Source organism: Bacillus sp. USDA818B3_A (assembly GCF_009928415.1).
In the GTDB taxonomy this organism is placed as follows: domain Bacteria; phylum Bacillota; class Bacilli; order Bacillales; family Cytobacillaceae; genus Neobacillus.
Map to the genome: position 1 here is coordinate 38140 of NZ_JAABNN010000022.1, position 17352 is coordinate 55491.

Sequence of the window (17352 nt, forward strand, 5' to 3'; positions counted from 1 at the left end):
AGCTCCTCCTATATAGATAACTAAAGTTCAAACTCTTCCTATTATACTCGTGTTTCTTTAACCTCTCAACGACTTTCCAAAAAGTAACCATATTATAAGCCGGTTTTTTACTCAACCGGCTTTCTTAATTTTTTTAAACTATTAAACGTACTCCTTATATAAAGGAAGAACAACAGATAAAGGCATAAGGTGAGAAGATAGACGGGGTAGGAGTAGGTGAATTTCCAGCCATAATAGGTGAACATATGAAATTTCAGACTAATCCATTCAACCACCATGGCGATTAATGACCAGCCGAAAATATACCAAAAGAGCTGCCTGCCGTGAAGTGACCACTTATCGAGGCAGTAAATAAAAAAATAGCCAAAAGGTGGGTAGATAAACCAGCCAATCCAATCGAACAACTCATACTCTGCATAGTCATTGATATCATAGGTATTATAGCTTATACCGGCTAAAATGTGGTCGACGACTTGAACATAGCCCATTCCGAAGAGCAGGAGCATCAAGGTAATTGTGCGCGGAAATCTTTTGGGAAGTTTGATGATCAAAAGATAAGTAAGAATCAGCGAGAGGGTAATGAACCATTCGTTTGCATCAAATTGATTAGGCAGCAGCATTAGTGCTTCAACTCCTTTAAGACTAATTTTCGAAAAAGAGAATGAAGGTAGTAAGTGATCAAATAAATACACAGCCATTGTATCAAATCATAGGACCAATGCCAGTGATTATAGGTTAGTACCTTTGATAATTTTAACCCTTGTTCCAATCCAACGATGGAAAACACCGCTGCAAGTATAATAAGGACTTTTATAAACTTAATTTGGACTTTCCTGATATGATCCATACTACAGGCAATAATTAACGGATATAAAACGATAAACGTAAGGTAAAAAGTAAACCGGGCAGAATTTGTAGTACCTAAGACAATCCTTTTATAATTTAGCATCAAAATGTCCATCATATTGCTATCTAAATACATAACTAAAAGAAATATCATCATCAACTCGATGGTGTTTAGAATCTTTGGCCTTACTGTACAATAAATCACGGCAAGCAGACTGATGGTGGAATAAATGGTTAAAGACATAAAGTTCCCCTTTATTCGACATTTTCATTTATTATGTCCGAACTTTTGCTAACTTTTTCACAAAGGGGAGAAAAAGTTCCGCATTTCTTTTTTAAGTATTTGTATTTATTTGACAACATTTTTGGTACTATAGATGTAGTTTACAAAAGGTAAAGGACCAAAACAAAGGAGAGATTTTTATGGCAATATTAGTAACAGGCGGAGCCGGCTATATCGGCAGCCATACCTGTATCGAGTTATTACAGGCAGGTCACGAGATTATCGTCGTGGATAATTATTCCAACAGTAAACCAGAATCCTTACAACGTGTAAAAGAGATCACGGGTAAGGATGTTGCTTTTTATGAAGTGGACTTGCTGGACCGGGCAGGCCTTGAGAAGGTATTTGCGGAAAACAAAATAGAAGCCGTTATCCATTTTGCTGGTTTAAAGGCGGTGGGTGAATCGGTTTCAATCCCGCTTCACTATTATCATAATAACATTACGGGAACCCTGATTCTTTGTGATGTGATGAAGCAATATGGCGTGAAGAACCTTGTCTTCAGTTCCTCTGCGACCGTGTACGGAATGCCTGAGCGTGTGCCGATTTCTGAGGATTTCCCACTTAGTGCGACAAACCCCTATGGCCGTACGAAATTAATGATTGAAGAAATATTAAGGGATTTATATGTGTCCGATCAAGAGTGGAGCATTGCACTATTACGTTATTTCAATCCAATTGGTGCCCACGAAAGCGGACGAATAGGCGAAGATCCAAATGGAATCCCGAATAATTTAATGCCTTTCATTACTCAGGTGGCCGTTGGAAAATTGAAGCAATTGCAGGTTTTTGGCAATGATTATCCAACAGTCGATGGCACAGGTGTCCGCGATTATATTCATGTGGTCGATTTGGCTAATGGTCATTTGAAGGCACTTGAAAAAATTCTGCCTGCCACTGGTGTGGAGGCATATAATCTTGGAACGGGTACGGGTTATAGTGTACTTCAGATTGTCCAAGCTTTTGAAAAGGCTGCTGGAGTTGATATCCCTTATAAAATTGTTGATCGCAGACCGGGAGATGTGGCTGTTTGCTACGCTGACCCATCAAAGGCAAAAAATGAGCTGGGCTGGACGGCTGCTAAGGGAATTGAGCAGATGTGTGAAGACTCATGGAGATGGCAGAAGAATAATCCGAATGGGTATGAGGATTAGTAAGCTGGCAGGTGGCGTTTTATGCTGATAAAATTAGATGATCTTTCCGGACCGGAAGTAAGGGAATTGATTCGCGAGCATTTACACAGTATGACATTGCATTCTCCGCCTGAGAGTATCCACGCGCTAGGAATTGAAAAGCTGTGTGCTCCAGGGGTTACTTTTTGGAGTGCTTGGGACGATTCGGATTTACTTGGATGCGGGGCGTTGAAAGAGCTTGACCGGATGCATGGGGAGATCAAGTCAATGCGCACCTCTTCGCATCACCTGAGGAAGGGTGTCGCTAGACGGATGTTGCAGCACATAATCGATGAGGCCAAGCTGCGCGGCTATCGGCGTTTGAGTCTGGAAACAGGGTCTATGGATGCTTTTATGCCTGCAAGGGATCTGTATGTTAGTTTTGGCTTTCAATATTGTGAGCCGTTTGCCTATTATACGGAAGATCCCAATAGTGTATTTATGAAGTTAGAAATATCTTCAAAGGGTTTAACCCTTTGAAGCAAAACCCGCCACAGAATAAGTGGCGGGTTTTCTTTGTTTTATATGACTTAAAAAGGATCCATAAAAACGAAACGGATAGTAAAGAGTCTTACAGGTAAAAATACGAATGAATTAGATTTCAGGACTTATAACATGCATACCATATATATTTGAAATGTTGGGGGACTATAATGAAACAAAAGTGGAAAATGTATCTATTGCTCATTCTGCCTTGGTTATCCTTATTTAAGTTTGGTAAATCTTCCTTCATTCGCTTCTTGCCTACGATTGTCTTTAGTGACTTGCTTATTGCGTTAATAAGCGAGCTATCCAGGGAATTTAAATGGTGGAAAGTGAAAAATCCAATTTTCCCAAAGTTGGCAACCGATGTATCATTTGTATTTGGTCCATTTACGATCCTAAACTTATGGATTTTCAAATTAACGTACAAAAGATTCTGGCTTTATCTTTTGACTAATATTTTTGCTGACTACTTATTTGCTTATCCTATAAGCACCATAGCAGAAAAATTAGGAATATATAAAATGGTAAAAATGAGCCGCAAGCAGCTCTTTTTTCTAAGTGTTGTGGTAGCGATTGTTAATTACTTTTATCAGTTCTTAGTTATTGAACCGCTAAGAAAACAAAAAACGGTTTGTCAAAATACCCAAGATAAATAAAAGCAGATGACGTGTTGATTACGTCATCTGCTTTTGCCTTTGGCTCGTCAGCTTTGTCTTATTCTACTTCTACTTTGTTCTCTCGTGCCTCAGCAGCGTAAACGCCTTTTGACGCGATAAAGCGCTGAATTCGTTTCAGTGCTTCCTGGAGATGTTCCATGGAGGCAGCGTAACTGCAGCGAATATAGCCTTCACCACTTTCTCCAAAAACATGACCCGGCACGACAGCCACTTTTTCCTGCATTAAGAGTTCCTCGGCAAATTGTTCAGAGCTTAAGCCGGTTGCACGAATGGATGGAAATACATAAAAAGCGCCGCCAGGATTGTGACAATCGAGGCCCATCTGATTCAGTGTCTGCACCATGTAATTTCGTCTGCGCCGATAGCTGTTGCGCATGGATATGACTTCATCATAAGTATTACGAAGAGCCTCAATCGCGCCATGTTGAAGCATATGCGGTGCACACATGGTAGTATATTGGTGGATTTTTAACATCACTCCGACTAATTCCTCAGGTCCGGCAAGGAAACCTAAACGCCAGCCGGTCATGGCAAATCCTTTGGAAAAACCATTAATTAGAATGGTACGCTCATACATGCCTTTGATCGCTGGCACACTGCAAAACTCTTCATCATAGGAAAGTTCGGCGTAAATCTCATCTGAGACCACAAGCAGGTCATGCTTACGAATGACTTCGGCGATTTCGACAAGTTCCTTCTTGGTAAGCATACTTCCGGTCGGATTGTTTGGTGAGCACAAAAGGATCGCTTTTGTTCTTGGTGTAATGGCAGCCTCAATCTGCTCTGGTGTTACTTTAAATCCGTTTTCTGGAGACGTAGAAACCGGGACTGGTTTCCCGCCTGCGATCGCCACGAGCGGTCCATAGGAAACGAAGGCAGGTTCAACTATTAAGACCTCATCGCCTTGGTTTAGAATGGCACGAAAGGCGAGATCAATCCCTTGGCTTGCTCCAATTGTAACGATGACTTGATTTTTCGGATTATAGTGAACGCCAAATCTCGTATCTAAGTAGTTGGTGATTTCTTCCCGCAATTCAAGCAGACCTGCGTTAGCTGTATAAGAGGTGTAGCCTTGTTCAAGTGATAAAATCGTTGCTTCGCGAATGCTCCACGGGGTGGTGAAATCCGGTTCACCGACACCGAGTGAAATGACTCCTTCCATGCTTGCGGCAAGGTCGAAAAACTTTCTTATCCCCGAAGGCTGCAGTTCTTTGGCGGTTTGGGAAAGATAGTGGTCAAGCTCGTGCCTCATGGTGTAACCACCATCCTGCGGTCTTTGTCATCCGTCCCATCATGAAAAATAACTCCATCATGTTTGTATTTTTTTAACATGAAATGGGTGGTGGTAGAAATGACATTTTCGATCGTCGATAACTTTTCAGAAACAAATTGAGAGATTTGAATCATCGATTTTCCTTCGACGGTGATCGACAGGTCGTATGCACCGGACATTAGGTAAAGCGATGACACCTCTGGGAATCGGCTAATTCGCTGGGCAACCTCATCAAAGCCGACACCGCGTTTTGGTGTCACTTTGACATCGATCATCGCGATGACGTTTTCCTGGCCTTCGACTTTGCTCCAATCGATTAAGGTTGGGTAGCTCATGATAATTTGTGCTTGTTCTAATTTTTCGATGGTGGATTTTACGGTTTCTTGACTGCACATTGCCATAAGCGCGATCGATTCGACAGGTAATTTATGATTTTCTTCAATAATTTTTAAAATTTCAAGTTCCTCATTGCTAAGCTGCATGTGGATATCCTCCTCAACTTCTTTTGCTTAATGATGATTGTAATCCTATTTACGTTCTCTGTCACGTGAAGTTGATAAATATTTTGTATTTTTCAGAAAGTAAGATTTGGAAGAGTGTCTGCTTTAGAGAAAAATCTAATATGAAATAGTAATCTGACAGGGTTTTCTGGAAGAAAAACGGTTAAGAAAATAAAGAAAATGACAATTTCTATAAGACTAAATCATTATTTTTACATTGCAAACGTTATCAAGCTACATTTAGTAAAATCTTATCAAATTATTGGAGTATAATAGGAAATAGATTAACGCAACGGGAGTAGAGAGCATAATGGAAAAACAAACTAGCAAGTTCAGGTGGATCGTTTTTGTCTCGGTCTTGTTCGCCTATTTTTTAATTGTCAGCCAGCGGACAGCTCCTGGCTTAATTACTGACCAGTTGATGAAAGATTTTCATTTAACGGCTGCGACAATAGGATTGATGACAAGCATACAATTCTTAGCCTATGCAGGCTTCCAGGTTCCTATCGGCATTTTGTCGGATCGCTATGGACCGAATTTCTTCCTTATTATCGGTGCCTTACTGAACGGAATCGGAACCTTAATTTATAGCCTGGCACCCAATGAATATTTTCTTCTTTTTGCAAGATTATTGGCAGGTTTGGGAGATGCAACGATTTGGGTGAATTTAGTTCTAATCTTAAGCCAATGGTTTCGGGTTAAGGAATTTGTCGGATTACTCGGTATCGCGGGAATGGCCGGAAGCTTCGGTTTTCTGTTAGCTACCGTTCCTTTTTCAGCATGGATATCCTTTGCGGGCTGGCGGACGCCATTTTTTATAACGGGAATCTTTTTGGTTCTAAGTGCTGTGCTGCTTTACTTTGTTCTAGAGAGAAAGTCCAAGCAGTTATTCGGGCATCAATCAGTTAAAAATAAACAAAAGAAACCGCGTGAAAAAACAATGGTCGTACTAAGAAGAATTTTTTCAAGCCGGCAGGCATGGGCTGCTTTCTTCTGCCATTTTGGACTTGTTGGCACGTATGTCGGATTTATCGGTTCATGGGCTGTTCCCTATGGAATGCATGTGTATGATATGACACGTTCACAATCCAGCCAGCTGGTTATGATTGGTCTGATTGGTGCGCTAGTCGGTGCGCCGCTGACAAGCTGGATTTCTAGCAGGTTCGATTCTATTAAACGTCCATTTGTTGTCGTTCATGTTATTGCTTTTATCAGCTGGCTAGTCTTATTTTATACTGGAAAACCGCCATACTACATGCTTATCATCATCTTTTTACTGATTGGTTACGGAAATGGCTCCAGTTCTTTAACGTTTGCAGTGGTTCGAAAATCATTTGATATCAAGGAAGTCGGTGTGGTATCTGGATTTGCCAATACGGGGGGCTTTTTAAGTGCGGTGCTCCTGCCAAGTGTTTTTGGGAAGGTATTAGACCATTTTCAGGCATCTCCTGCAAGTACAGGTTATCATTATGGGTTTTTAATTCCCGTTATTTTCTCGCTGATTGGGCTGATTGGCGGAATACTTGTAAAAGAACATCACCAAGAGGCTGAACAGCATAGTGAAGTAACGGTTTAAAAAAGAGGCAGGATTTCACCTTCGAAATCCTGCCTCTTTCTTTATTTGGAACTTTCGTTTTTTATCGTCTAGCTACAGCGCCTAGGGGCTCGGGGTTATAAGCCAAGCCGACAATAAGGTTAAAAAACAACCTTCTCGCCGGCTTGTCTTATACCTGTCGCCCCTGTGCAAGGCGCTTCCGCTTTGGGGTTAATGCTGTAAAAATGCTAATTGAATAAAGAACAATACTGCAAATACATACAATAATGGGTGAACTTCACGCCATTTTCCTTTAACCAATTTCAATAGTGGAAAACTGATAAATCCTAGGGCAATCCCTGTTGCGATACTCGAAGTCAGCGGCATACTTAAAACGGTTAAGAAGGCCGGAAAGGCTTCATCTAATTCATTCCAGTTAATTTTAGCGATACTTCCCATCATTAAACTGCCGACAATAATTAGGGCAGGTGAGGTAATCGCGGCAATTCCCGACACGCTGCTTACTAGCGGACCAAAGAAAGCTGAAATGACAAACAAAGCTGCAACCGTTACAGAGGTTAAACCAGTACGGCCTCCAGCGGCAACCCCTGAAGTTGATTCAATGAATGCTGTTGTCGGGCTTGTCCCAAAGATCGATCCAACCATTGTCGCAATCGAATCGGACAGCAGTGCCTGACGGGCACGAGGGAGTTTGTCATTCTTCATTAAACCTGCTTGGTTTGCTACCCCGATCATCGTTCCAGTGGTATCAAAAATAGTCACCAAAATAAAAGAAAAGACAACGGCATAAAGACCGTGTTGAATGACATCTCCAAAGGCTGTGAAAGGATTACCAATCATAAGTCCTTCCGGAAGGGATGGGAGCGACATAAATCCTTTATCAAAGGAGAGCTGCCCCGTAAAGTATGCAATCACTCCAGTTATTATCATTCCAAAAAACAAGGCTCCATTGACTCTAAGAGTCATTAAGATTAATGTTACCGCAAGTCCAACGATGGCTAATAGCGCCTCTGGAGAATGCAAGTCACCTAAACCAACAAGATTGGAAGGGTGAGCCGTAATGATTTTGGTTTGACGAAGACCGATAAACGCGATAAACAGACCAATTCCTGCCGTAATTCCGTATTTTAAATTATTTGGTATCGACTCAATCAATTTTTCTCGGAATGGTGTCAATGATAAGATGACAAATATAATTCCTGCAACGAATACAGCGGCGAAAGCGGTATGGTAGGTAATTCCCTGGCCGCCGACAACTGAATAGGCAAAGTAGGCGTTCAATCCCATTCCTGGCGCAATCGCAATTGGGTAATTAGCGAAAAGCCCCATCCAAAGGGTACCAATCAAAGCCGCGATGATGGTGGCAGTAAAAACCTGTTCAAAGGGGACACCGGCATCTGCAAGAATAACCGGATTTACTACAACGATATAAACCATGGTAAAAAAGGTTGTAATCCCTGCCATCAATTCCGTTTTGGTATTTGTATGGTTTTCTTTCAATCTAAACATCAGGATTCCTCCAAAATACGAACAATTTTTTAACAACTTTTATATATTATTCGTTTTTAGTGTGACTTTCAATAGTTAATTTTTATTTTCCCCCAATATGCTTCCTGCTAAGCAGGAGGGATGTCATAAAAAGTTCATTTTTGACAAAAGAAAGCCTTCATTGTTTAGATGAAGGAGGAATACCATTATTCGGTCATAATGAAAGCATCGGTAATGCCGACCTGTTTAAGCTCGTCTAAGCGGTCTTCAGCATTTTCCCTGCTGGTGTAAGCACCCGCTTGGACACGGTACCAGGTTTGTCCATTGATGGTGACTGTATTCACAAAGGAGTCTATTCCTTTTGCGGACAGGTAAGTGACACGTTCATCCGCATTTTCTCTTGATTGAAAAGAACCAGCAATCACTTTATATAGAGTGCCTGTCCCAGGATCGGCCGCTTTTCTTTTTAGATTAAACGCTCGTGCTAATCCGTTTGCATGGCCTTGGGCAACGTTTTGCCGCCAGCTGCTCAGTTTCATTAATGCAGCATCATGAGCATTATCGATAAAGCCGTTTTCTGTCAAAAGCGCAGGCATATTCGATTCACGTAACACATGGAAGTTGGCTTTTTTCTGGCCTCGGTCTTGAAGACTATTCAATTTCATAACCTCTGCGTGAATGAGATCTTGGTAATGAGCGGTCGTAGAAGAGTCAGACAGTCCGCTATAAATATAATCCTCGTATCCTTGGCCTCCGCCTGAATTGATATGAATCGACAGGTAAAAGTCCGCTCCCCAGTTGTTCGCCTCGCTGGTGCGTGCGCTTAAACTTTTAGTTATATCAGTGGTCCTGCTCATCTTCACTTCGACACCCTCATACTGATTAAGCAGGATGGATCGTAGTTTAAGAGCAATATCTAATGTCACATTTTTTTCGTTTAAACCATTCCCTTGTGCCCCCGGGTCATTACCTCCGTGCCCCGGATCCAAATAAAGCTTCATTAATATATCTCCTCCTTTTTTAAGAATGGTTTGTACATATTAGTATATTAGGATAAGCCCGTTTGTGTTTGTGTGTTTACCATAAAACGCAAAAAACCAAGCCCAATCGTTGACTTTTTATCGCTGTTTAATTTTTGATAATTCAGAATGTAAAAACTGGTTAAAAAAATTAATTGACGCTGAGTGGTTGAGTGGTATATATTTTAACATATCGGTGTTAGGAAATATAACATGGAGGTGTATCCATGAAAAAAATAGAGGCGATTATTAGGCCCGAACGGCTTACAGAGACAATAAAGGGACTAAAAAGAATTGGGATCACAGGATTCACTGTTTCACAGGTAGTTGGAAGAGGGAAGCAGAAGGATACGAAAGGGGTTTATCGCGGAAAAAATTATCAGGTGACACTGCACCCAAAAGTAAAACTAGAAATTGTTCTATCGGATTACCTAGTGGATTTGACAATTAAGACAGTGATTGAAGCTGCGCAAACCGGTGAAGAAGGCGATGGGAAAATCTATGTCTATCCTATTCTAGAAGCCTATAACATTCGGACAGGTACGTTTGATTATGATATCGATGATTTAGCTAATAGAGAGGAGGGAATCTAATGGAGCTTACATACATCAATACCGTCTGGGTTGTCCTTGCGGCAGCGATGGTTTTGTTTATGGAGGGCGGATTCAGCCTCCTTGAAGCGGGATTTGTCCGGACGAAGAATGCCGTGAATGTGACCATGAAGATTTTTGTTGATTTAACCGTCGGGGCTCTGGCGTTTTGGATGATCGGATTTGGCGTTATGTATGGCAAGGGTGCCTTTGGTATCATCGGAACTAGTCTTTTCGGAAGCCCGGAGAAAATCCATCTTTCGATTCATTTGCCAAGTGTGGCTTTTGTTCTTTTTCAAATGGGATTTGCTGTGGCGAGTATCTCAATTGTTTCGGGTGCTGTTGCCGAGCGGATGAATTTTAAGGCATATGTGGTGACAGCGGCTTTGATTTGTACGGTTATTTATCCAATGAGCGGACACTGGATTTGGAATAGTGAGGGCTGGTTAGCTCGGCTTGGGATGAAAGATTTCGCTGGATCGGCAGCGATTCATGCTTTAGGCGGTTTTTGTGCTTTGGCAATGGCTAAATGGCTTGGACCAAGGAAGGGGAGATTTAACTCGGATGGCAGTGTGAACGTGTTTGCACCAAGTAATATTCCGTTAGCCTCTGCAGGAGCTTTTATCCTTTGGTTTGGCTGGTTTGCTTTTAATGCGGGAAGTACACTGGATGCTTCTAGTGCTTCGCTGGCTCCGATTGCGATTAATACGATGCTTGCTGGAGCAAGCGGAGGGGCAGCTGCCTTATTTTTAACGATGAATAAGTTCGGTAAAGCGGACCCGAGCATGACGATTAACGGCGTGTTGGCTGGATTAGTGTCAATTACGGCAGGATGTGCGTATGTATCGGAGTGGTCGGCGATTTTGATTGGTACGGTTAGTGGGATATTGGTGATTTATGCAACGCTTTTTGTGGATTTTTTAAAAGTTGATGATCCGGTTGGTGCGGTGGCCGTCCATGGGTTTGGCGGTGTATTTGGAACGATTGCCGTTGGACTATTTGATAAGACGGAGGGGTTGTTGACGACTGGTCATGTAACGCTTATCCTCGTTCAGTTATTAGGAGCGGCCGTTGTGATTGTATGGGGGCTTGCCGGCGGAACTTTTATGGCGAAAGTGTGCGAAAAGACAGTTGGTTTCCGGGCTTCTGAGCGGGAGGAAGAAGAAGGCTTGGATATGTCCTATCACGGAATTCCAGCCTATAATGAGCTTGAGCGGTTTACCGACTTGCCAACAAGTTTGTTTAATTTTGAAGAAACGACAGGTATTACGGTGGCACCGCCATCGGGCAGTAAAGTGAAAGCAGCAGGTAAGGCGTTTTAATAGGAAGGCTGGGTTCCAATTAGGAATCCAGCCTTTTCTTATACGTGAGCCTTTTTCAATGTTTTTACTTTATACATTTCTTGGTCAGCGTGTTCTAGTAATTCCTCAACGGTAATTGAAGTCCCTGGTTTATAGTGATAGAATCCAAGGCTTGCGGAAAGTTGATAGGGCTTTGATTGAGACTGATTAATGGTTTGGAAATCCAGTTCAATCTGAGCCCAGAGCTGTTGAACTTCTTCCATCTGCTTTTTAAAAAAGAGAATAATAAACTCGTCACCGCCAATGCGGAAAAGGATGTCTATGGATGATAGTTGGCTGTTGATCACTTGGCAGCAGGTTTTAATTAAATCATCACCAGTAGAATGACCAAAGGTATCGTTGACTATCTTTAGATTGTTAATATCGATATAGCAAAGAATAAATTCCTGTGACTGCTGGAGTTGTTCACGGATGATCTCGATGCCGCAGCGGCGGTTTCTCACACCAGTCAGTATATCAATCGAAGCGTGTTTGAAAAGTTCTGCTTCTTTTTCTTTTATTTCTGTAATATCCGTGGTATCGATGAGGATACAGGTGGTATCCAAGTATTCAATTAACTCAAGATGAAGTAAGGACCATCTTTTTTTATCCTCGGTCATTTGCTGTTCGGTTACATAGTTTTTAATCCTTTTTTCTTTTGTCAGTCTAGTTAAAATTTCAAGCCTTTCCTCTAAATTAGGGAACAAGAAACTTCCGTTATAGGGTTCTTTGCCTTTTGGGGGCAGCTGGTAGTATTCGATGGCCTGTTTATTTAAAAGAATGATTTCAAAGTCTGCTAGTTTCATAAGAACGAGCGGTTTGGGATTTCTATTAAATAAACTTTGGAAGCTTTCCACACTTTTGCTTAATCTTTGCCTGTTAATAAAATCACTTCTTCGGAAAGTGTAGAAAGCAAGCGCAATCGTAAAAGCAATAACGACCGTACCAGTCGAGTTCACTAACATCGATAAATAAGTAAAGTGATTGGGCTCCATCGTTTTTAATGCAATTAAAAAGCCAGCTTGGACAAGCGTATATTGAATAAATAAATTCCTTGGGTTGATGGGGAGGATGACAGCAACGCCAAGTATGATAATAATATACGCATAGATATTCTTAGTGAATAACTGACTGTTAATGGAGGAGCCAGCCCCGATGATTAAAAAAAGCAGGACATAGGTATGTACCACAAAACTTTTGGAAGCTAGTTTGTCCTTCCTTCGATAGAGAATAATAAAAATAATCGAAATCAACGCTCCGAATAGGTGGATCGTTATTAGGAAGGACTTGAACACAGGATGATCGAGTCCGCTAAATAGGACAAAGTCGACGATGAAAAAACAAGGATAGGTGAAAATTAACATATAAGAGACAAGTTTGAGTCGTTCAAACAATTGCTCATCATTGAAGAGGTCAAATTCTTTTTGTGCCATAGTTTTTTGAAAAAGATTCGCAGTAATGGATTTCATTTCCACAATCACCTTTATATTATTATTTCGAAATTTTAGCATAGTTTTGTCTTTTGTCATAGAGATGAAATAATGGCAATAATTGCAAAGGTCCTATTGTCAGCTGTTTTTTTACAAAAATGTTATAATAGATAAGGTTTTTAATTCTAGCTAAGGGGAAATGAATATGATTCTCGTCGTTGGCGGAGCTGGTTACATTGGCAGCCATCTCGTAAAGGAATTAGTAGAAAAAGAGGATGTTGTCGTCCTGGATAACCTATCTACAGGCCACCGTGAAGCGATTGATAAGCGAGCGGTCTTTGTCAAAGGGGACCTCGGTAATGAGGAAGACCTGTATATGATATTCAGAAGTTATCCTATTAAAGCCGTCATGCATTTTGCTGCATATAGCTTGGTCGGGGAGTCGGTCATTGACCCATTAAGATATTATGAAAATAATGTCGCTGCCACTTTGACATTGCTTAAAGTAATGATGAAGTTTAAGGTGAAGAACTTTATTTTTTCTTCCACTGCCGCTACCTATGGTATTCCGGATGTTGATTTGATTGATGAAGAGAGTAAGACTGCGCCAATCAATCCCTATGGACAATCTAAGCTGATGGTGGAGCAGATGCTTGCTGATTTTTCAAAATCGTATGGCTTAAATTATGTGGTGCTGCGTTACTTTAATGCGGCAGGTGCCCATGAATCAACGGCTATTGGAGAAAGTCATGACCCAGAAACCCATCTAATTCCGATTATATTACAGCAGCTTTTAGGTGCCCGGGAAAAGATTTCTGTGTTTGGTTCGGATTATGATACACCGGATGGCACCTGTATCCGTGATTATATTCATGTCACGGATTTGGCCAAGGCACATATTCTTGCCCTCGAAGCCTTGTTGTCAGGAGAGAAATCTGCTGAGATTTATAATCTAGGAAACGGTCTCGGGTATTCGGTGAAGGAAGTTATTGAGACTTGTGAAAGGGTAACGGGAATCAAGGCCAATGTGGTAATGGCAGAACGCCGGGCAGGCGATCCTGCTAGATTGGTAGCTTCATCCCAAAAAATTTACACTGAACTAGGCTGGAAAGCAGAACGGAACTTAGAAAAAATAATTGCTGATGCATGGAAGTGGCATCAGAAACAACCATATTAATTTGAATAAAGCAATGCCTCTACAAGGGGCATTGCTTTTTTGTGGTGCCTGTCACCATTAACAACACTAACAACTTATAAATGCTGGTAAGATATAGGAGGCTGGTTGTTTGAGGTGTTTTGGGTTACACTTATGATGGAGATTCGCGCAAGGATAAGAGGTGGTTTATGGATGGATGAGAAGCTGAAAGTAAATGATGATGGGGATTTTAAGATAGAAAGGCTGAAGGAACGCCTTGGTATGACCCTGGCTTTTAGCAAGCGGTATCAAATGTCAGCGGCTGTTTGTTATCTAAGAATCCATATCCCGCCGGAAATGATGCCCTATAAAAACCATCAGGTGGTGTCGGTTCTGCTCCAAAAGATGGTGACAAGGCTGAAAAATTCTATCAGGGAAATTGATACGGTCATAGAAGTAAATCAGACTGATTTTGTCATCATATTAACGGATATCACTGAGCATTATTGCCGGAATATCTGCGAACGGATTATTGGCGTTGTTTCGGAACCGTTCACTGTAGATTTTCATCAGATTACTGTTGGCAGCAATATAGGAATCTGTCTGTATCCGTATGGGACCGAAAACGCCGAGGAATTATTGTTGATTGCAAAGGTACAAATGTATGAGGCGGAAAGGGACGGAGAAAACAGCTGCTCCTTGTATACCGGAAAGCTTGACCCCGCTTCCCACCGTAAAATGCTGATCGAGAATGATCTCCCATATGCTCTTAAAAAAGGCCAGTTGGAGGTGCAATTTCAGCCTCAATATAGTTTAACTGATAAAAGGGTAACAGGCGTTGAAGCCTTGATCCGGTGGAACCACCCAAGTTTAGGTATCATCTCCCCGGGTGAATTTATTGACTATGCGGAAGAAGCGGGTGTCATGAATCGCCTGTTCTTTTGGATATTGGAGCAGACTTGTAAAAAAATAACCGCTTGGAAAAATGACCAATCAGTTAAAGTCTCCATTAACCTTGCCGTAAATCAGCTTTTATTAGATCACTTCCTTACTGAAATCACCAAGTATCTAGCAAAATACTCCGTTCAAGCGGGGCAGATTACATTCGAAATCACTGAGAATATTAAAATTTACACTCTAAAAATAGTGAATGAACGACTGCATTCCTTAAAAGAACTTGGGTTCTCTATTGCTTTAGATGACTTTGGCAACGGCTATTTTTCGTTTTCCGATTTCCTTAAACTCCCTCTTGATTATATAAAGCTCGATCGGAATTTTGTTTCAAGCTTAATGAAAGATAAAAAACATATCGGTGTGATCTCTCCTATCATTCAAATGGCGCATCATTTAGGTTTACAGGTTATTATTGAAGGAATTGAGGAGCAGTCACAGTTCATGGAATGGGCTGGGTTAGGCTGTGATTTCATTCAGGGCTATTATATCAGCAGACCGATTCGTTATGAGGATTTAGCTGATTGCTCTGTTAAAATTGAGAAGCGAATACAGGATGGCTCTTGATCATCAGGATTTTTTCATAGTGAAAAACCGCTTCAATAAAATGGAAGTTGATCAAACGCTTAATCATTTTTATATGGTATAATTTTTTTCAAGGTAAGCCATTTATCATTATTACATACTTTGAATTGATGCAAAGGAGAGACGGGCTGTGAAGAAGGTACGTAAAGCAATTATCCCGGCCGCCGGTCTGGGAACGCGATTTTTACCGGCTACTAAGGCAATGCCAAAAGAGATGCTCCCAATTGTGGATAAGCCGACGATTCAATATATCGTAGAAGAAGCGATTGCTTCAGGAATTGAGGATATTATTATTGTTACTGGCAAAGGGAAACGTGCGATTGAGGACCATTTTGACTTTGCTCCAGAACTTGAGAAAAATTTAATGGAAAAAGAAAAATGGGATTTATTAAGCAAGGTCAACTATACCTCCAACCTTGCTGATATCCACTATATCCGCCAGAAGGAGCCAAAGGGCTTAGGGCACGCGGTTTGGTGTGCACGGAACTTTATTGGTGATGAACCGTTTGCTGTTTTATTGGGTGATGATATTGTTCAAAGTGAAACGCCTTGTTTAAAGCAGCTGATTGATCAATATGAAAAGACCTTCTCTTCCATTATAGGGGTTCAGCATGTTCCGGAAGATGAGACCCACCGTTACGGTATTGTCGATCCGCTTGAGCAGAATGGCAGACGATATCAGGTTAAAAACTTTGTGGAAAAGCCAGCAGCTGGAACGGCCCCATCCAATCTTGCCATTATGGGGAGATACATTCTAACACCGGAAATATTTATGTATTTGGATTCGCAGGAGGCGGGTGCAGGTGGGGAAATCCAGTTAACTGATGCGATTCATAAGCTCAACCAGATTCAGCGCGTATTTGCCTACAATTTCGAAGGAAAACGTTTTGACGTCGGTGAAAAAATCGGATTCGTAAAAACCACCATCGAATTCGCCTTACAGCAAGAAGAACTCCATGCCGACCTCATCGACTTCCTAAAAAAACTCATCGAAGGAAACGAAAATAAACAGGAAACCAACATCCAAGAAGTATAAATGGTGACAGGCACCAGCCGTGGCAAGCAGCCACGGCTTTTCATTTTGTTAGATTCTATTATTTTGAATATGGCATGGCACTTAAATGATTGTTGATTCATAGGATGGGTATGAGGTGAGATAAGGAGGTTTTTTCTATGTATCCTTTTACCAATTACCATGATGCCTTATATAGACAAACGAATGCATTGATTCAAGAAGTTGAACAGGCTATCAATGGGGAATATAGTGCCATAGAATGTTATACGAGACTGGCTAATTTGGCTCCAAATCAGAAGGAGAGGGAACAGATTCTAGAGATTCGGGAGGATGAGGTCAATCATTATCAACAATTTGTCCATATTTATCAAAGACTGACGGGGAGACCGCCGCAGCCGAAGATCGTGGAAGATTGTCCGAATAGTTACATGAAGGGATTAGAGTCAGCGATTGAGGATGAACAGAAGACGGTGGATTTTTATATGGGAATCGCCGATAAGTCCACCGATCCGATGATTCAAGGGGCATTCAGGAGAGCTGCGTCAGATGAGCAGAATCATGCGGTTTGGTTTTTGTACTTTTTTTCTAAAGCGAAAGCCTAGGAATCAATGCTCCCATTAAGTTGAAATGGGAGCATTGGTGTTCAGATCATTTGGTTGGTAAGGACTAGTCATCACTTCCTCCGCCGGAATCATTGCTTTCGTATGTGTGATCATGGTCAGAGGAGGATTCTTCGTTGTGGTCATAATAGTCGTTGTGCGTACGGTGGTTCTTACCTTTTCCTTTATTAATAGTTGGGAAAATTAAAAAGGCTAAAATAATTAAGATTGTACCAAAGAATTCCTGTGTACCGAAAATGAGGTAAACTCCATAAACAAGAAGCAGGACACCTATAATACGCTGAATCATCCTTACTATTTTCAGAGACATCCCCCCATAGTCAAAGTAGATAAGAACAACATCCACTATTCTTTAAATAAATATTATGGCTTAGGACTTTTTATACG

The 17352-nt window shown here is 41.3% G+C and carries 18 protein-coding genes; 10 read left to right on the forward strand and 8 right to left on the reverse strand.

Annotated elements, in window-relative coordinates:
- Positions 1 to 107 precede the first annotated feature (107 nt).
- Both GXK58_RS22895 and GXK58_RS22900 read right to left on the reverse strand, forming a co-directional pair.
- Positions 108 to 620 (reverse strand): hypothetical protein, encoded by a 513-nt coding sequence (locus GXK58_RS22895; RefSeq protein ID WP_160725509.1) that lies wholly within the window; start codon positions 618 to 620, stop codon positions 108 to 110.
- Complete coding sequence (locus GXK58_RS22900; RefSeq protein ID WP_160725510.1) at positions 620 to 1090, reverse strand: hypothetical protein; 471 nt, start codon at positions 1088 to 1090, stop codon at positions 620 to 622. Before GXK58_RS22900 ends, GXK58_RS22895 begins: the two co-directional genes overlap by 1 nt.
- A gap of 179 nt (positions 1091 to 1269) precedes the next feature.
- Between GXK58_RS22900 and galE (GXK58_RS22905) the strand changes: the two genes are divergently transcribed.
- From galE (GXK58_RS22905) to GXK58_RS22915, 3 genes are all read left to right on the forward strand, one after another.
- Positions 1270 to 2283, forward strand: coding sequence for a UDP-glucose 4-epimerase GalE (galE, locus tag GXK58_RS22905; RefSeq protein ID WP_160725511.1), 1014 nt, complete (start codon positions 1270 to 1272; stop codon positions 2281 to 2283).
- Between the two features lie 21 nt (positions 2284 to 2304).
- Entirely contained in the window at positions 2305 to 2781 is a 477-nt protein-coding gene (locus tag GXK58_RS22910) for a GNAT family N-acetyltransferase (RefSeq protein WP_160725512.1), read from the forward strand.
- Between the two features lie 173 nt (positions 2782 to 2954).
- Positions 2955 to 3443, forward strand: a complete 489-nt coding sequence (locus tag GXK58_RS22915; RefSeq protein ID WP_160725513.1) for a hypothetical protein — start codon at positions 2955 to 2957, stop codon at positions 3441 to 3443.
- 58 nt (positions 3444 to 3501) lie between these two features.
- On the opposite strand, the gene GXK58_RS22920 is transcribed toward GXK58_RS22915, so the two are convergent.
- Together GXK58_RS22920 and GXK58_RS22925 are read right to left on the reverse strand one after the other, a co-directional pair.
- A complete protein-coding gene (locus GXK58_RS22920) occupies positions 3502 to 4716 on the reverse strand; it encodes an aminotransferase (protein ID WP_160725514.1) in 1215 nt (404 codons plus the stop codon).
- Positions 4713 to 5219: an Lrp/AsnC family transcriptional regulator gene (locus GXK58_RS22925; protein WP_160725515.1), complete on the reverse strand. Its 507-nt coding sequence runs from the start codon at positions 5217 to 5219 to the stop codon at positions 4713 to 4715. Before GXK58_RS22925 ends, GXK58_RS22920 begins: the two co-directional genes overlap by 4 nt.
- Before the next feature lie 328 nt (positions 5220 to 5547).
- Here GXK58_RS22925 and GXK58_RS22930 point away from each other — a divergent pair, with 328 nt between their 5' ends.
- On the forward strand, positions 5548 to 6813 hold the full coding sequence (locus GXK58_RS22930; protein WP_160725516.1) for an MFS transporter: 1266 nt from the start codon (positions 5548 to 5550) through the stop codon (positions 6811 to 6813).
- Positions 6814 to 7002: 189 nt separating this feature from the next.
- On the opposite strand, the gene GXK58_RS22935 is transcribed toward GXK58_RS22930, so the two are convergent.
- A complete protein-coding gene (locus tag GXK58_RS22935; protein ID WP_160725517.1) occupies positions 7003 to 8301 on the reverse strand; it encodes an NCS2 family permease in 1299 nt (432 codons plus the stop codon).
- Between the two features lie 185 nt (positions 8302 to 8486).
- Positions 8487 to 9281: an N-acetylmuramoyl-L-alanine amidase gene (locus GXK58_RS22940; protein WP_160725518.1), complete on the reverse strand. Its 795-nt coding sequence runs from the start codon at positions 9279 to 9281 to the stop codon at positions 8487 to 8489.
- A gap of 245 nt (positions 9282 to 9526) precedes the next feature.
- On the opposite strand from GXK58_RS22940, the gene GXK58_RS22945 reads away from it, so the two are divergent.
- Positions 9527 to 9892, forward strand: coding sequence for a P-II family nitrogen regulator (locus GXK58_RS22945; protein ID WP_160725519.1), 366 nt, complete (start codon positions 9527 to 9529; stop codon positions 9890 to 9892).
- The gene (locus GXK58_RS22950) at positions 9892 to 11211 is read left to right on the forward strand and encodes an ammonium transporter (protein ID WP_160725520.1); all 1320 of its coding nucleotides are present in this window, start codon (positions 9892 to 9894) and stop codon (positions 11209 to 11211) included. The genes GXK58_RS22945 and GXK58_RS22950 overlap by 1 nt, the downstream gene beginning before the upstream one ends.
- A gap of 38 nt (positions 11212 to 11249) precedes the next feature.
- Here GXK58_RS22950 and GXK58_RS22955 read toward each other — a convergent pair whose 3' ends face one another.
- Positions 11250 to 12698: a GGDEF domain-containing protein gene (locus GXK58_RS22955; protein ID WP_160725521.1), complete on the reverse strand. Its 1449-nt coding sequence runs from the start codon at positions 12696 to 12698 to the stop codon at positions 11250 to 11252.
- A gap of 166 nt (positions 12699 to 12864) precedes the next feature.
- Here GXK58_RS22955 and galE (GXK58_RS22960) point away from each other — a divergent pair, with 166 nt between their 5' ends.
- The 4 genes from galE (GXK58_RS22960) (at position 12865) to GXK58_RS22975 (ending at position 16947) form a co-directional block, all read left to right on the forward strand.
- Positions 12865 to 13836, forward strand: a complete 972-nt coding sequence (gene galE / locus GXK58_RS22960; protein ID WP_160725522.1) for a UDP-glucose 4-epimerase GalE — start codon at positions 12865 to 12867, stop codon at positions 13834 to 13836.
- Positions 13837 to 14007: 171 nt separating this feature from the next.
- Positions 14008 to 15312: a putative bifunctional diguanylate cyclase/phosphodiesterase gene (locus GXK58_RS22965; RefSeq protein ID WP_160725523.1), complete on the forward strand. Its 1305-nt coding sequence runs from the start codon at positions 14008 to 14010 to the stop codon at positions 15310 to 15312.
- Between the two features lie 148 nt (positions 15313 to 15460).
- A complete protein-coding gene (gene galU, locus GXK58_RS22970; RefSeq protein WP_160725524.1) occupies positions 15461 to 16366 on the forward strand; it encodes a UTP--glucose-1-phosphate uridylyltransferase GalU in 906 nt (301 codons plus the stop codon).
- Between the two features lie 137 nt (positions 16367 to 16503).
- Positions 16504 to 16947, forward strand: coding sequence for a ferritin family protein (locus GXK58_RS22975; protein ID WP_160725525.1), 444 nt, complete (start codon positions 16504 to 16506; stop codon positions 16945 to 16947).
- A gap of 64 nt (positions 16948 to 17011) precedes the next feature.
- Here GXK58_RS22975 and GXK58_RS22980 read toward each other — a convergent pair whose 3' ends face one another.
- Positions 17012 to 17275, reverse strand: a complete 264-nt coding sequence (locus GXK58_RS22980; RefSeq protein WP_160725526.1) for a hypothetical protein — start codon at positions 17273 to 17275, stop codon at positions 17012 to 17014.
- Positions 17276 to 17352: the final 77 nt, after the last annotated feature.

Excerpts from the sequence above, each read along its gene's own strand:
- GXK58_RS22895 (WP_160725509.1), bottom strand. The coding sequence starts at position 620 with ATGCTGCTGCCTAATCAATTTGATGCAAACGAATGGTTCATTACCCTC.
- GXK58_RS22900 (WP_160725510.1), bottom strand. The coding sequence starts at position 1,090 with ATGTCTTTAACCATTTATTCCACCATCAGTCTGCTTGCCGTGATTTAT.
- galE (WP_160725511.1), top strand. The coding sequence starts at position 1,270 with ATGGCAATATTAGTAACAGGCGGAGCCGGCTATATCGGCAGCCATACC.
- GXK58_RS22910 (WP_160725512.1), top strand. The coding sequence starts at position 2,305 with ATGCTGATAAAATTAGATGATCTTTCCGGACCGGAAGTAAGGGAATTG.
- GXK58_RS22915 (WP_160725513.1), top strand. The coding sequence starts at position 2,955 with ATGAAACAAAAGTGGAAAATGTATCTATTGCTCATTCTGCCTTGGTTA.
- GXK58_RS22920 (WP_160725514.1), bottom strand. The coding sequence starts at position 4,716 with ATGAGGCACGAGCTTGACCACTATCTTTCCCAAACCGCCAAAGAACTG.
- GXK58_RS22925 (WP_160725515.1), bottom strand. The coding sequence starts at position 5,219 with ATGCAGCTTAGCAATGAGGAACTTGAAATTTTAAAAATTATTGAAGAA.
- GXK58_RS22930 (WP_160725516.1), top strand. The coding sequence starts at position 5,548 with ATGGAAAAACAAACTAGCAAGTTCAGGTGGATCGTTTTTGTCTCGGTC.
- GXK58_RS22935 (WP_160725517.1), bottom strand. The coding sequence starts at position 8,301 with ATGTTTAGATTGAAAGAAAACCATACAAATACCAAAACGGAATTGATG.
- GXK58_RS22940 (WP_160725518.1), bottom strand. The coding sequence starts at position 9,281 with ATGAAGCTTTATTTGGATCCGGGGCACGGAGGTAATGACCCGGGGGCA.
- GXK58_RS22945 (WP_160725519.1), top strand. The coding sequence starts at position 9,527 with ATGAAAAAAATAGAGGCGATTATTAGGCCCGAACGGCTTACAGAGACA.
- GXK58_RS22950 (WP_160725520.1), top strand. The coding sequence starts at position 9,892 with ATGGAGCTTACATACATCAATACCGTCTGGGTTGTCCTTGCGGCAGCG.
- GXK58_RS22955 (WP_160725521.1), bottom strand. The coding sequence starts at position 12,698 with ATGAAATCCATTACTGCGAATCTTTTTCAAAAAACTATGGCACAAAAA.
- galE (WP_160725522.1), top strand. The coding sequence starts at position 12,865 with ATGATTCTCGTCGTTGGCGGAGCTGGTTACATTGGCAGCCATCTCGTA.
- GXK58_RS22965 (WP_160725523.1), top strand. The coding sequence starts at position 14,008 with ATGGATGAGAAGCTGAAAGTAAATGATGATGGGGATTTTAAGATAGAA.
- GXK58_RS22975 (WP_160725525.1), top strand. The coding sequence starts at position 16,504 with ATGTATCCTTTTACCAATTACCATGATGCCTTATATAGACAAACGAAT.
- GXK58_RS22980 (WP_160725526.1), bottom strand. The coding sequence starts at position 17,275 with ATGTCTCTGAAAATAGTAAGGATGATTCAGCGTATTATAGGTGTCCTG.